Below are 14,302 nucleotides of genomic sequence, written 5' to 3'. Positions count from 1 at the left end.
GATGCCGTTTTCGTCGTACCGATTTGAAGCGCTTTCCAATTTTGGAGCCGCTCTCCGTGTCGGTGATGCGGCATTATAGAGAGAAAGATCACATTGGCAAGGGTTTTTATAAGAAATATTTTTGAGTGTTCAAAATTCACCCTAAACTCTCTTAATAACAAGTTATTGCAACATTGGATAATCATCACATTCACTAACTAGCAATTGATTAGCAATCTACGTAATATCAAAATTACATGTGATTTAATTTTAACCAGTTTGATTTGTTATTTTCTTTAAATTCTGTCCACTCAAATAAGTTATACGATTATGAGACCAACCATTTGCTTATTAATTACCGCAATATTAGCCATCGGCGGCTCTTTATTGCTTGATATCTCTAACCCCACACTATCGACAGCCTACTCTTTTGCTCTTGGCTCAATTACAACAGGTGTAGTACTCACCTTAATTGTTACCAGACTCCAATCTAGCTACCCGTCTGGAGCTGGTGTTGTTCATAGTAAAACAATTTATGTTGGTAACTTGCCATACCGTGCAAATGAGGCTGATGTAAAAGAACTCTTTTCACAACATGGTGAAGTATTTGCTGTGAGATTGATGAAAGATAAAAGAACTGGAAAGCGACGTGGTTTTGGATTTGTTGTTATGGCAGCTGAACAAGCGCCTACTGCCATCGAAAATCTAAATAATAGTGAGTATGGTGATCGTACCCTTAAGGTGCGTGAGGCGAATGACCCTAGAAAAACGGCACGCGCCTAATTTCTTTTAAATCGAATGCAGTGGCCAACTCTTTTTCTATTTGTTGTATTTGATCTTTATAGGCACTGCAATAAGCAATATTTGGTCGTTCACTTTGGGCGGTGAAATTTTCATCGCCAATTCTTTCAACACTATTTAATAACTCGCCTACTCTCCTCGCAATGGCTGCTCCAGAATCAACAACGGTATAACCTTTTCCAAGTATTTCCTGAATTTCATTTTTGAGTAATGGGAAATGAGTGCACCCTAATACAATACAGTCAGTCTTCTGATAAAAAGGCTGCAATATTTGGCTAAGTGTTACTTTGCTTATTTCTCTACCCATTATTTTATTTTCTGCCATGTAAACTAACTCTGTTGTTCCAACAAGCGTTACTTCACAATCTGGCGCGAATTCATTAATGAGTGACTGGGTATAATCTCTAGAGACCGTAGCAGGCGTTGCCAAAACTCCAATCGACTTTTTTTTACTCAAAGCAGCCGCAGGTTTTATTGCCGGAACGACACCGACAATGGGAATAGTATGAGCCTTTCTTAGGATGGGTAAAACGATAGTGCTAGCGGTGTTACACGCAATAACAATTAGAGAGACTTCATGCTGCTGGCATAGTGTATTGATTATTCCACTGACTCTTTCAATGAGTACATCGTCGTCAAGCTCGCCATATGGGAAGGCCTCATTATCAAATACGTAAATATAGTGTTGGTCTGGGAGCTTTCTTTTAATCTCCTGATATACAGACAAGCCACCAACTCCTGAATCAAATACCAGGATAGATTTCAAAGCTTTTACCCCATAACTGTTAGCTGGTAACTATCATACTGACAGAGATGTTCGAAGTGAAGAACGACGCGTCGGTAGCAGAGATGATCGTTGAAGCGGGATACTCATCCGTGTTTTACGATAGCATCCCGCCTAATTTAAACGTTAAAAATCATAATTAGCACTAATAGTTGCTCTTCGTCCATCACCCGGATAGTAACCTCCCCAACTGTTGGTGCTGGCGGAGTATCTCTCATCGGTAACATTCTCGATACTCAGCATTAGACTCCAGTCATTGAGACGATATTGTGTAGAGAGGCTACCTAGCCAATAGGCATCTGATTTTTCGATTTGGTTGGCCTTATCACCAGACACATAGCGCTCTGAAGAATAACTGGCTCCCGCATAGATATTCCAAGCAGGTGTCAGCATATAGTTAGCAAATACATTGCCGGAATGAGTGGAGACCCAAGGAAGCCTATTACCGTTGTACTTCCCTGCGGTATATTTTGCGTCAATGTAGCTGTAGTCCAAGCCTGTCGACAGCTCTTGTGTGACATTCCATGTCCAATTTATATTCGCGCCATCGCGTCGGGATTTATCCGCATTGACATTCGCACCTTGGAAAGAACCATTAATCGGCGTTGGAGCAGAACTATCAAAAATGATCTCATCTTTGATATCTAGACGATAAAGATTGACCGAGAGTGAATGCGCGTAAAAATCAGCGCTCCAACCAAACTCAAGGGATGTGCCTCTTTGTGGTTTAAGCCCAAATACACCCGGTGATGTGTAGGCCTGTTCGTCGATCTTTGCAAAACGGAAGTTTTGATCGATTCGGGCGTATACACGTTGGGCCTTGGAGAACTGATAATTCACTCCCAGTTCAGCAGCACTTGCTGATGCCTCTAGCTTTTCTCCCTGCGGATATAATGCTGAGTCTCTGACATTATCTTCTACTTTACTTGAGCGGCCACCAGCCGTTACCGAAAAGCCTTCACTGAGGGGCAGATTCAATACCGAATACAAAGATAGCTTGTTTTGTTTTAATCCTCGATTTGCTGAATAGACATATCGAGATTTTGCAGCATCAATGCCTAATAAAAGCTTCCCGTTGCCATTGGCAGACTTCCAACTGTTTTCTAGCTGCACATCTCCGCTGTAACTCTCCAGCTTTCGGGTAAAACTACTCCAAAGGTAACCGTTCGTCTTGGTCTGATCGCTAATCAGTTTAGTCTGCAATATCCAACCATCAGTCAATTGCTGTTCTAATCCTATGCGATTAGCAAATGTCATTTCATGGCTATAGTCATTCCCACTGCCAGCGTTAGCCTGCCTTGGATTCTCTTCAAATTGCTGCTTGGTGATTGAGCCTGCATAGAAACGCGTATTGTCATAATAACTAGACTCAGCAAAGAACTGCCTGCCTTCTCCATCAAACTGGATACGGCCAAGAATACTGCCGAGCCGACTATCATTGTGATCACGGTAGTTTTTACTGTTCTTTTGACTACCAGAGACGTAGTAACTCCAATCATCATTAAGCGGACCGGCGAAGCTTACATTTCCCCCACGAGTATCGAAACTTCCTACTTCAAGCCCGAGAGTGCCACCTGCTTGAGTCGGTGCTTTGGTAATGATGTTGATCACGCCACCTACAGCTTGGTCGCCATATAATACGCCAGCGCTGGCAGACGATATCTCAATGAACGCAATGTTGTTGAGAGGGATAGAGTCAATTTGAGGCTTTGACAGATCAAATTTATTCAACTTTCTGCCATCAACTAATATGAGGGTATTGTGGGCGCCGTTTGCGCCGAATCCCCGCATTGAAAAAACGGGGCCACTGTTGGTATCACTGATCTCGATGCCCGACTTACCGCGGAGTAGAGTGGACAAATCAGTTGCACCACTGGCTTCGATATCTTCAGCGGTGATGACTTTAATATTGGCGGGTATGTCGAGAACGTTTGAGTCAGATATTGAACGCCCTATTACTTTTATTGTTTCATCGGCCGCAAGCGCGGTTTGGGCGTGCACGAAGGCCGCCAGAGGTAGCAGTCCTGCTACCAGGTGTTTTTTAGACATATCAGATCCATGTTCGCGTGTATCTAATGATGTCAGGAGATCCTGATACCATATTGTTATACCAGCTGATATTCGGACTTAAGGACAGCCTACGGCAGCGACTTCCCACAGAATTCTGCAGTGTCTGGCTCTTAACCCTGCTACTTTCGTTTCCTCTTACCGCTGCGCGTCAGTTCCGGAGTCTCACCGGATTCCCAGCTGATGAAAGAACGACAGATTATACGAGTCACATCATATAATTAGAATAAGAAACTATGTTGTCTTCAGTATTACGCTGGGAAAACAGCCAGAATTGGTACGTTTGTTTCAGTGCTGTGTTGGCGAAAAAGTCAACGAAATGCTGGACAATGTCCACGAGGCTCTTACAATTTGCGCTCATTTTTGAAATTGCAGGTTCCGTAATATGAGCAACACCCCGTTCGACACTGAACAGTATCAGGCACAGCTGGATGAAAAAAGTGCACGCATGACATCCATGTTCGCCGAGTACAATGCACCTGAACTTGAAGTGTTTCCCTCACCGGAGAAGCACTACAGAATGAGGGCGGAGTTTCGCGTCTGGCACGAGGGAGATGACCTCTATTACATCATGTTTGATCAGACAACGAAGCAAAAGTATCGTGTTGACCAATTCCCCCAAGCGAGCAGGCTCATCAATGATCTGATGCCGCTGCTTCTCGATGGAGTGAAGCCCTCTGATACACTGCGTCGTAAGCTTTTTCAGGTTGATTTTCTCTCCACGCTGAGTGGCGAAATTCTGGTTTCCCTTCTTTACCATCGTCAGCTCGATGAAGAGTGGGAAAAAGAAGCAAAAGCCCTTAAACAACGTTTGAATGATGAAGGCTTCAACCTCAATATAATCGGCCGCGCTCGGAAGCAAAAATGGATACTGGATCGGGACTATGTTGTCGAGCAGCTTTCTGTTGGTGACCGTAAGCTGACTTATCAGCAAGTTGAAAACAGCTTTACCCAACCAAATGGTAAGGTCGCTGAAAAAATGCTGGAGTGGGCGATTGACTGCACGCAGGATAGCCAAGGAGATTTGCTTGAGCTCTATTGTGGTAACGGTAACTTCTCTATGGCATTGGCGGAGAATTTTGACCGAGTACTGGCTACTGAGTTAGCGAAACCATCCGTTGTCTCGGCTCAGTACAACATTGCGGCTAACAACATCGACAATGTGCAGATTATTCGTATGTCTGCCGAAGACTTTACCGAGGCGATGGAAGGGAAACGCGAATTCCGACGCTTACAGGAAGCGAATATAGATCTGAAAAGCTATCAATGTAATACGATTTTTGTCGATCCACCGCGAGCAGGTATGGATGACGATACTTGCCGAATGGTGCAAGGTTATGATCGTATACTCTACATTTCTTGCAACCCAGATACGCTCAAAGACAATCTGGCGATGCTATCAGAAACGCACCGTATTACTCGCTTCGCGCTATTTGATCAGTTCCCTTATACCCATCACATGGAAGCCGGCGTGATGCTTGAGAGAAAATAATCTCTAACACAAAAAAGGAGCTGAAAAGCTCCTTTTGTTTTTGAGGGGTAACCTGTAATCAATAAGAAGATTACTTGCTCACAGTATTCTGGTTGTCGAATACACCCGTTTTATGGCATACCCAAAGTCCAAGTGCCATAGTGATGATGATAGAGAAGAAGTTACTACCAAGATCTGGCACTTGCATGCGGATAAATGCAGAGTAGCCGAAAGCTCCAACCAAGAAACAGGCAAAAGCGATCAAAGGCGTTCCTTCAGTCAATGGCTGGTTCTGGTGTTGCTGATAGAAGCAATACACAGCCAAAGCAAAGGCGATGATCGGGAAGAAAGAAAAAGATACACTGCTTACAAACAAGGTCGCCACCGACGCACTCCCGCAAATACCAGCCAGTGTGGCCAGAACCAGAAATTTGCGCTCTGAGTGAGAATTAGAATCCATATTTTACCTACCTAATGCTAGTTTATCCTTGGATGCCCCTTTTTCCCGTTCTATCCGGAACAGGAGGGCACCCTTTGCAATCATTCTCAACTGAATGATTAACCGTTCTGCAAGTTCCGCCCTTGCTCGTTTATCAAGATCAAGAGCTTCGGCACCGGAGCTGAAAACCAAAGTCACGCATGCCTCTGCCTGATTATAGGCTTCTTCATGCGTAAGGTGGTTACTGGCCTCAAAATATTCGGTCAGCTCAGCAACAAAGTGCTGGATCTCCCGGGCCACAGCTGCCCTAAAAGCAGACGAGGTTCCCGAACGTTCACGAAGCAACAAGCGAAACACGTTTGGGCTACTTTCAATAAATTCCATGAAAGTTTCAACTGATGTCCTTATCAGGCTGCCTTCCGCGGCTATGCGTTGTCTGGCCTGCCTCATCAACTGACGGAGTATAAGTCCTCCTTCGTCGACCATCGTCAGGCCCAGTTCATCCATGTCTTTAAAATGACGATAAAAAGAAGAAGGGGCAATCCCTGCTTCCCGGGCGACTTCCCTCAAGCTCAGATTGGAAAAGCTACTGTCTGCACTCAATTGTCTGAATGCCGCGTCAATTAATGAACGCCGGGTCTTTTCTTTTTGTTGTGCTCGAATTCCCATCGCCTGTTTTACCCTATGAACTGTCACGGCAGACTATACCGATTTTTTCTTCATTGTTCAGTTTCTATGAAACACCAGCGACCGATTCCTGCACCTGATCACCAAATCACCTAAGATTACCCCTAGGATGATGCTCTTTCAGCACAATATCCGTGATCAGCTACGCTGGAAATGTGTTGATTGTTTCATGAGATTTCGCCCTTAGTTAAACTATGGTGTCAATCAATTAACAACACAAAAACAAAAAGGCCAAAAGGATATGAGCAACGCTTCCCCTACTGTATCGTCCCAGTTCGATGTCATTGTTATTGGCAGTGGTCCGGGAGGAGAAGGTGCCGCTATGGGACTGACAAAAGCCGGCCTAAACGTCGCCATTGTCGAACGAGAGGACGCTGTCGGCGGTGGTTGTACCCATTGGGGTACGATTCCTTCGAAAGCACTCCGGCATACTGTCAGCCGGATCATTGAATTCAATCAAAGTCCAATCTACACACAGAACGACAGCCACATCCACAGCACGTTTTCGACCATTCTCAGCCATGCGCAATCTGTGATCGGCAAACAAACCAGAATGCGTCAGGGATTTTACGATCGTAATCAGTGCACCATACTTCGGGGTGCAGCCAGTTTTACCGGTGAACATGAAATTGAAGTGCGACAGAGTGACGGCACGTCTGAATATTACACTGCTGATAAATTTGTAATTGCCACAGGCTCACGACCTTATCACCCTGACGATATTGATTTCTCTCATCCGCGCATTTACGACAGCGACTCCATTTTGTCTCTTGAGCACGACCCAAGACATGTGATTATTTATGGAGCGGGCGTCATAGGCAGTGAATACGCATCAATTTTCCGTGGGCTGGGTGTAAAGGTTGACCTGATCAACACCCGCGACAGGTTGCTCTCGTTTCTGGATAACGAGATGTCAGATTCTCTGTCCTATCATTTCTGGAATAACGGGGTGCTCATCCGCAACGATGAAACCTACGAGCAGATAGAAGGGACAGATGACGGTATTGTATTGCACCTTCAGTCTGGCAAAAAAATGAAGGCCGATTGCCTGCTCTTCGCTAACGGCAGAACAGGTAATACTGACACGTTGAATCTTGATGCAGTCGGGCTAACGGTGGACTCACGAGGTCAACTTGACGTCAATGACAGTTATCAGACAAACGTCAGCCACATCTATGCCGTTGGCGATGTTATTGGCTATCCAAGCCTTGCAAGTGCCGCTTACGATCAGGGACGCATTGTCGCTCAGGCAATCAATAATGGACAGGCCACTGCCCGTCTCATTGACCATATACCGACAGGTATTTATACCATTCCAGAGATCAGCTCAGTAGGTAAAACAGAGCAGGAACTCACAGCAGCAAAAGTACCTTATGAAGTGGGACGAGCACAGTTTAAACATCTCGCCCGTGCTCAGATAGCGGGGATGGATGTTGGCAGCCTAAAAATACTGTTTCATAGAGACACACGTGAAATTCTTGGTATTCACTGTTTCGGTGAACGTGCGGCAGAAATCATACACATTGGACAAGCGATTTTTGAGCAGAAAGGCGAAGGTAATACTATCGATTATTTCGTCAATACCACGTTCAACTATCCAACGATGGCGGAAGCGTATCGCGTTGCCGCTCTCAACGGCCTTAATCGGTTATTCTGAACCGAACATAAAAACGGAGCCAGCAGGCTCCGTCAACTTTCCAACCGGATGATCTCTTTCCATGGCAGAGCCATGTCACCCATGACGATAAAGTTTGGGTTCTCCAGAGACTCTCTCTCGTTATAAGACAGCGGAGACAGTGTCATATCCAGAATACGCCCACCAGACTCTTCAACGATGCACTGTGTGGCTGCTGTGTCCCACTCGCCCGTCGGGCCAAGACGCAGGTAACAATCGACTGCTCCCTCGGCAACCAAACAGGATTTAAGGGCAGCAGACCCTAGAGGTACCAGATCATAGTGACGGCTCGGCTCAAGGCAGTCAGTCACTTTTTTAATATCCTGTCGTCGACTGATTGCAACAGACAGAGATCCCATCACATCTTCATGCTTGTGAACAGACAGACGGTGTTTGGTCCCATCCGGCATCACCTTCCATGCTCCCTGTCCCTTGTATGCGTGATAAGCAACATCAGAGATAGGAACGTATACCACGCCCATCACAGGTTGGTGATCTTCAATAAGAGCAATAATGGTCGCAAAGTCGCCACTTCGAGCGATGAATTCCTGTGTGCCGTCCAAAGGATCAACCAGCCAATAACGCTTCCATCTCTCCCTTTGCTCAAGGGGGATTTCTGCATCTTCTTCAGACAAAACAGGTATATCAGGCGTCAGCGCCGACAAACGCTCCACCAGCAGCTTATGGGCTGCAATATCTGCACTGGTGACGGGCGTGTCGTCAGTTTTAATGTTCTCTTCATAATTACCATCCTGGTAAATCTCGAGTATCAGTTGACCTGACTCTCTGGCGATCTCCACAACGGATGGCAGCAGCTGTGACAGCTCCATGACTACTCCTGTGAAAGCTGTTTCAGTGCCAGCAGTAATGCTGTAATACTGCGGGCTTCCCCAAAATCTACATGTGACACTAACTCTTCAGCCTGACTAACAGGCCAACGGACCAATTCCAGTGGTTCAGGTTCATCGCCCTCAAGCTTCTCTGGATATAAGCCCTTTGCTAATAACAGGGTCATCTTACTGGAAAAGTACGATGGTGCCAGTACCACCTCTTTGAGTGGCAGCAATGTCGCAGCACCGAAGCCAATTTCTTCTTTTAACTCCCGGTTTGCCGCTTCCAAAACAGTTTCACCAGGATCGATCAACCCTTTAGGAAAGCCTAGTTCATATCTCTCTGTACCAGCGGCATATTCTCGCACTAATAACAGATCGTTGCTCTCTGTGACAGGAACAATCATCACGGCATTGCGACCACTGGACTTCATCCGTTCATACGTTCGCTCAACACCATTGCTGAAACGCAAATCCAGCGACTCTATTTTGAACAGACGAGAACTCGCGACAATGCGGGAATCAAGAATTTCCGGCCCTATGTTTTTCTTTACCATAAGCAAGACACCTAGCCATTGAATTTAAGCGGATACCTTCCGTTACTGTCTGGCTGACCCAGCCAGCTCAACTGCTGACGCAGCTGGTTTGGAAACTCACTGCCGGGAATAAACCAGCCATCCACTTTGTACGACTGATCCGGAGCAAGTTCCAGAGAGAAATTAGAAGTAAGAGAAGCTGACTTACTGTCACCTCTTACAGAAAGGCTACCCGCATTGCAGGACAGGTTCGCCATTGCATCCCCGGCGCTAATATCTCCGACGGGAGAAGAGACGGCACCATTCACCCAATTCAACCGACCGTCTAACTCTTTACACCATGGCGAAGCAAACTCATACCGCTTAACCACTAAGTTGACAGATCCGGTGGCCGTCACAGGAATAGGTGCGGGGACATTTCTCAGCACCATCTCAGCAGGTGCTGAGAGTATAAAGTCGGTGGCATACGGTCCACCAAAACTGACACCTACATGTCCTTTGCCGTCCAGACCATTAACCCCGCCACGCAGCTCTACTGACACATCGGCTTTCCCGAGAAACAGCTGAAGGAGGTGTACCTCCCACGATAATCGTCCCATGGGCTTGTTCTGCCAGCTGACCTGTTTTGCAGTGCCTTGCCAGACAGTACCGTCCACACCAGCCAATCGGACACCCATTGAAGCGGGCAAATAATTTACAGCAAGTCTGGCGGGTAAATGAGCTACCAAGCTAACAGTAAATACCACAATTAGCAGTAAAGAGAGCGAAATCTTTCGTTTCATATCACTTTTGCCCCAACTGCAAGCGTTTAACTTCAACAAGGCCCTGAGTATCGGTTTTACCCAACTCGAGGAATATGACTCCTACACCGTATTGGACAGATAGATGATCGATCCACTTCAACAAGATATTAAATGGCATAGGTTTGAGCCAGACCTGAATTTCATCTTTTACCGGGTTTAGCCGAATAATTTCAAGGTTGAACCGACCGACACTGCTTGTTACCACCTGCTGCAGGGGTCTACCTGTTGCCTGACCTGTTCCTTTAATTGCTCTCAGGCTTTCTATTTCAGCTGCCTTACCTTCTACCCAGTTCAACAGATTTTTTTCTGACCGCAATCGGTTTTCTGCTATCTCTGCCCGCTGTTGCAGGGGCGCGAGCACCCCCCAATATAGAACAGCGATAAAGATGAACCCTGAGGCCACAAGCAGAAAGCGTTGTTCACGTGATGAAAGACTCTGCCAATACGTCACCAATGCATTCATACTTGTTTCCTCCGCAGAACAAACGAGCCTGTCACACCAGAGCCATCACGTTTGAGCTGTCCCAGATCTGTCTGATATTTATCAGACAATGCACCTCTAAGGCGCTCAAAATCAGAGAAATCCTTGCTTCTGGCATTCATCCTAAGTTCCTGTCGCTTACCGTCATACCGGAGCGATTCAAGTGTCAGTACAGGCACTGAAGCCAGCATTGGCCTGAGCTCGCTTAACCACAAAAGAACACTGCCGGATGAGTCACCACTCCCCGCAAGCCGCTCTACTTCATTATTCACTATCCGGCGCAGATATCTCTCGGTCGGAATTTTTCGAATGCCCGTCAGAACTGAACGGACGCGTTGCTCGCTCTGTTGACGGTAGGCATCGACCTGAGACTCCATCTGTGTAATCGCCATGAACTGCTCACCCGCCAGTACAGCGGCAACCAGCGTGGCTGCAATCGCAGCAGGTCGCCAAGGTTTAATGTACTTAAGAAGTTGGCTTTGCTGTTTGTATCGGCCAGTGAGTAAATTAACCGTCGAGCGATGAGCTTCCTGAGCCAGTGTCAACATAAAAAGCTCTTCGGATTCTACACGCCAGTTTCCCACAACCTCTTCTTCAGGTAGCGGGCTATAGCATGCGATTTCAAGCAAGGACACATCATCACTGTCGCTATCCGAGGACTGATTGGTCAGCCACAGAGGCAACCATTCCCAGTCAAGCGTAGCTCCATTTTTTTGGTCCGCTCTCACTAACCATTGCTGCTGCAATTGACCAACACTGACCGCGTCTTCAGTAACTGGCAATGCCATGAAGTCAGGGATGAGCCGCCTAACCGGCATACTCACTTCTTCTAATCGCCCTCGCCAGCTCTCCATTTGGTGATGGGAGACGATGGCGACATCTGCTGTGCTCCCTTTTTTCGACAACAAGGAAAAATGGAGGTGCTCAACATCCTGCGTCAACTCATCTTCTAACAGGTAAGGTAAAACAGTCTCGAGTTGACGCTCACTGCCCTTGGGTATTTCAACGCTGATCACAGACACGGCCGAGCCATCAACCAGTGCCACGATTTCACGTTCTTTGCTATATGTTTTTAATTGGGCAAGACTGTCCGCCTCACCCGATGCGATGACATTTTGCAGAGTGGGTGACCACACCAGCCAAGGTATTGGTGACGTTGCATCACTGCTTAGTCTTATCGTCAGTATTTCGCTCACTCACTCCTCCGAAGCGTCGGCGCACAACCGTATATTTGCTATCATTTTCATCCTGCATCAAAAGAGCACGGGTGCGGAAGCGTGCCTCATCAAGCTTTATCGTACTGTCCACCTCAAAGAAACGACTGCGAACGCCAATATATTTTTTGAGGTTGTCTTTTTCTGGTTGGCCCAACTGCCCAAAAATGGGGTCGGACAAAAATGCATCTTCATCAGACCAGCCAGCCACTGAGTCTCGATTCTTTATCAGAGTACGCGCCTGGTCGACTGACAGGTTTGGGTGAAGAAGTGCAGCCAAAACAGGCGCATCATCTTCTGTCAACGTATTTACATTTAAGGTAGCGGTATCTGAGGGAATGGCACAGAGAAAACGACCAACTTTTCGCTCAATTTGTTGGGTCACTCCATTAACCGCACGCCATTCCGTAGCATCTGCAAGTAAGCCATTCGGCGTTACATAAGCAGGGTTACGCGATTCATACTCACTGTCCTCGACGCCGAGAGCCGACTGAACGTTAGTGTCTCGGTCAATAAACTCCCAGGTGGCAGAAGCAATGTTCTCCGCCTCCGTGCTGTCTATATCCTGCGAGATGAGCAGTTGCTGTAACGCTGTCACCAGTGGCGGGTTCGTTCCGTTCTGTGTGGGTTTCTCCGCCTGAAACGCATTTAAATTAAAGCACGCCTGCCTATCAATGATACTACCCGTGACAGTCGCACCGTCGACCGGGTAAGTTTGATCTTTTACTGACCATGCCTGAGCAAGCGTCACAGCACCAGAGTCAGGAATAGATGCCTTCAGTACAGCGCCTGTCAATTGCTCGACCGCCATAGTGTACCAATAAGCTTGCTCGTAGCGTATTTGACTCTCAACACGATTGAAATTAACAAACAGACGGCCTGTCATATTCATCGCCAGCGACGTCATGAGAGCCATAATAAACATCACTACCAAGAGAGCGACGCCGCGTTGTCTTCTGCTCATCAGAATATGTCCCCTTGTTGCACACCATCCAGTGAAGGAAGCGTTTGGGCAGGCAGAAGGTATACGCGCTCAATGTCACCATAACGCGCCAATGTCATTTTTATCCGAATAGCGCTTGGCATGACATCGGGTTTATCCCAATTTTTTTTCCATTCCCCGTCATCGAACACTTCGAACGACAGAGAGGATACGTTATCAAGTACCGTCGCCACAGCGGGCTCTGTGGCTGAACTATCGTCAGGATACATCCACCTGACACGTTCCAGTGTTTCATCGGTCAGTCTATAACCGACTTTAACCACCTCGCCTCTGGGAAAAAGGCTCTGCGGGTTAACCCAGCCCCCACGGACAAAGCGAACACCTGCGGCATCTGAACCGATGACAGAGTCACCGAGTTCAATCAGCGTATTTTGCGGTTCTTCGCCCCCATTGCGGTAGCGACGGGCCAGAATCTGTCTAAAGTCGCTATCCATGATCACCAAAGCACGCTGAAGTTGCTTCAGGGTTTCACTTACTTCTTCAGTTTGTTTACTACTGGTCAGGATATTTTTTAATACCTGATTGGCGACAAGGGTCACTGAGGCAAAAATAGCCAGGGCCAAAATCACTTCGATGAGGGTGAAACCATGTGTTTTTTTAATACTGTTAGGACGTCGGTACATACGTCCTCACTGAAATAATATTGTTGGCCCGTTCTTTTGAGGTAAAGACCTGCATGTCTATCGCACGAAGCTGTCCCGTTTGTGTTGCTGTCGGCTTAAGCGTCCAATACCAAGTCCTACCCGCCATCTCAACATTGCCTTTTTTTTCTGACGCGGGCTTTTCTCCGTTTAAGAACAAGAGAGTCAACTGATTGTCAGCCACAATGGAGGCAAGGGTTTTTTCCTCTAAATAGCTCAGTGAACGGGTATGCTGACTGGTTGACTTGATCACAGCCAACGCTGCGACAGCGAACACTGTCATCGCTACCAACACTTCGATAAGGGTGAAACCTCTTATTCTCACTCGGTATCCTTATCCAATTGTTCGAGCTTAAAAGAAGCCAGCTCGTTACCTTCGACCAACCAAAGAGGGGTATCATCGGTGTAGAAAGTGAGCTTGAAAGGAATGATCTCGCCATTACCCATGAGAATGATTTGTGGTGGTTCGACTTTTTCCTTCTCTTCCTCGTCGGCAAAAAGAGTGTCATCGAACAGGCTGTCGCGATCAAACAGACGGTCTTCCTGATCAGTGAAACCACCCACCTCCAACTCAATCGTCACGCCCTCAGGCAACTCAATGTCTTTGCTGTAGCGCCCTTTCGTAACCTTGACCCAATCATCTGAGGTCAACTGCATTAAGTGATAGCGGTTATTGTTGTCTACCCTGACACCGAAGGTGTCTGTCGAGAGCATAGCCTGCTCCGACCACAATTGAACAAGACGGAAAAATCGCTGAGACTCTTCCTTCACTGCATCATTTTTATTGGTGGGGATATTTGGAAGGATCACTGCTGCGCTCAATGCCAGTACGACCAGTACTAGCATGATCTCCAGCAGTGTAAAACCCGTCTGACGCCGGTAATACATGCG

The 14,302-nt window shown here is 46.9% G+C and carries 16 protein-coding genes and 1 riboswitch; of the genes, 3 read left to right on the top strand and 13 right to left on the bottom strand.

The window, feature by feature from the left end; all coding sequences use genetic code 11:
- Positions 1 to 309: 309 nt before the first annotated feature.
- On the top strand, positions 310 to 762 hold the full coding sequence (locus A8L45_RS10540) for an RNA recognition motif domain-containing protein (RefSeq protein ID WP_068902002.1): 453 nt from the start codon (positions 310 to 312) through the stop codon (positions 760 to 762).
- Here the strand turns inward: A8L45_RS10540 and murI are convergent.
- Positions 740 to 1,546: a glutamate racemase gene (murI, locus tag A8L45_RS10535; protein ID WP_068902000.1), complete on the bottom strand. Its 807-nt coding sequence runs from the start codon at positions 1,544 to 1,546 to the stop codon at positions 740 to 742. The two genes, A8L45_RS10540 and murI, sit on opposite strands and share 23 nt — an antisense overlap.
- Positions 1,547 to 1,690: 144 nt before the next feature.
- Positions 1,691 to 3,613: a TonB-dependent receptor family protein gene (locus tag A8L45_RS10530; protein ID WP_068901997.1), complete on the bottom strand. Its 1,923-nt coding sequence runs from the start codon at positions 3,611 to 3,613 to the stop codon at positions 1,691 to 1,693.
- Between the two features lie 46 nt (positions 3,614 to 3,659).
- Positions 3,660 to 3,846, bottom strand: a riboswitch (cobalamin riboswitch).
- A gap of 170 nt (positions 3,847 to 4,016) precedes the next feature.
- Between A8L45_RS10530 and trmA the strand changes: the two genes are divergently transcribed.
- Positions 4,017 to 5,123 (top strand): tRNA (uridine(54)-C5)-methyltransferase TrmA, encoded by a 1,107-nt coding sequence (gene trmA, locus A8L45_RS10525; RefSeq protein WP_068901995.1) that lies wholly within the window; start codon positions 4,017 to 4,019, stop codon positions 5,121 to 5,123.
- Between the two features lie 70 nt (positions 5,124 to 5,193).
- On the opposite strand, the gene A8L45_RS10520 is transcribed toward trmA, so the two are convergent.
- Together A8L45_RS10520 and fabR are read right to left on the bottom strand one after the other, a co-directional pair.
- The gene (locus tag A8L45_RS10520) at positions 5,194 to 5,562 is read right to left on the bottom strand and encodes a YijD family membrane protein (RefSeq protein WP_068901993.1); all 369 of its coding nucleotides are present in this window, start codon (positions 5,560 to 5,562) and stop codon (positions 5,194 to 5,196) included.
- Between the two features lie 3 nt (positions 5,563 to 5,565).
- Positions 5,566 to 6,210, bottom strand: a complete 645-nt coding sequence (gene fabR, locus A8L45_RS10515) for an HTH-type transcriptional repressor FabR (protein WP_068901990.1) — start codon at positions 6,208 to 6,210, stop codon at positions 5,566 to 5,568.
- A gap of 259 nt (positions 6,211 to 6,469) precedes the next feature.
- Here fabR and sthA point away from each other — a divergent pair, with 259 nt between their 5' ends.
- Positions 6,470 to 7,885, top strand: a complete 1,416-nt coding sequence (sthA, locus tag A8L45_RS10510; protein ID WP_068901987.1) for a Si-specific NAD(P)(+) transhydrogenase — start codon at positions 6,470 to 6,472, stop codon at positions 7,883 to 7,885.
- Positions 7,886 to 7,917: 32 nt separating this feature from the next.
- Here sthA and cysQ read toward each other — a convergent pair whose 3' ends face one another.
- The 9 genes from cysQ to gspH are packed head-to-tail and all read right to left on the bottom strand — an operon-like array spanning position 7,918 to position 14,299.
- The gene (cysQ, locus tag A8L45_RS10505) at positions 7,918 to 8,733 is read right to left on the bottom strand and encodes a 3'(2'),5'-bisphosphate nucleotidase CysQ (RefSeq protein WP_068901986.1); all 816 of its coding nucleotides are present in this window, start codon (positions 8,731 to 8,733) and stop codon (positions 7,918 to 7,920) included.
- A 2-nt stretch (positions 8,734 to 8,735) separates the two neighbouring features.
- Complete coding sequence (nudE, locus tag A8L45_RS10500; RefSeq protein WP_068901984.1) at positions 8,736 to 9,290, bottom strand: ADP compounds hydrolase NudE; 555 nt, start codon at positions 9,288 to 9,290, stop codon at positions 8,736 to 8,738.
- An 11-nt stretch (positions 9,291 to 9,301) separates the two neighbouring features.
- On the bottom strand, positions 9,302 to 10,051 hold the full coding sequence (locus A8L45_RS10495) for a type II secretion system protein N (protein ID WP_068901982.1): 750 nt from the start codon (positions 10,049 to 10,051) through the stop codon (positions 9,302 to 9,304).
- Position 10,052: 1 nt separating this feature from the next.
- Positions 10,053 to 10,535, bottom strand: coding sequence for a type II secretion system protein M (locus tag A8L45_RS10490; protein WP_068901980.1), 483 nt, complete (start codon positions 10,533 to 10,535; stop codon positions 10,053 to 10,055).
- Entirely contained in the window at positions 10,532 to 11,749 is a 1,218-nt protein-coding gene (gspL, locus tag A8L45_RS10485) for a type II secretion system protein GspL (protein ID WP_068901978.1), read from the bottom strand. The genes A8L45_RS10490 and gspL overlap by 4 nt, the downstream gene beginning before the upstream one ends.
- On the bottom strand, positions 11,715 to 12,731 hold the full coding sequence (gene gspK / locus A8L45_RS10480) for a type II secretion system minor pseudopilin GspK (protein WP_068901976.1): 1,017 nt from the start codon (positions 12,729 to 12,731) through the stop codon (positions 11,715 to 11,717). Before gspK ends, gspL begins: the two co-directional genes overlap by 35 nt.
- A complete protein-coding gene (gene gspJ / locus A8L45_RS10475; protein ID WP_068901974.1) occupies positions 12,731 to 13,393 on the bottom strand; it encodes a type II secretion system minor pseudopilin GspJ in 663 nt (220 codons plus the stop codon). The genes gspK and gspJ overlap by 1 nt, the downstream gene beginning before the upstream one ends.
- Positions 13,377 to 13,736: a type II secretion system minor pseudopilin GspI gene (gene gspI / locus A8L45_RS10470; protein ID WP_068901972.1), complete on the bottom strand. Its 360-nt coding sequence runs from the start codon at positions 13,734 to 13,736 to the stop codon at positions 13,377 to 13,379. The genes gspJ and gspI overlap by 17 nt, the downstream gene beginning before the upstream one ends.
- Positions 13,733 to 14,299 (bottom strand): type II secretion system minor pseudopilin GspH, encoded by a 567-nt coding sequence (gene gspH / locus A8L45_RS10465; protein ID WP_068901970.1) that lies wholly within the window; start codon positions 14,297 to 14,299, stop codon positions 13,733 to 13,735. Before gspH ends, gspI begins: the two co-directional genes overlap by 4 nt.
- Positions 14,300 to 14,302: the final 3 nt, after the last annotated feature.

Source organism: Veronia pacifica (assembly GCF_001707825.1).
Taxonomy (GTDB): domain Bacteria; phylum Pseudomonadota; class Gammaproteobacteria; order Enterobacterales; family Vibrionaceae; genus Veronia; species Veronia pacifica.
This window is presented reverse-complemented; position numbering and strand designations above follow the sequence as displayed.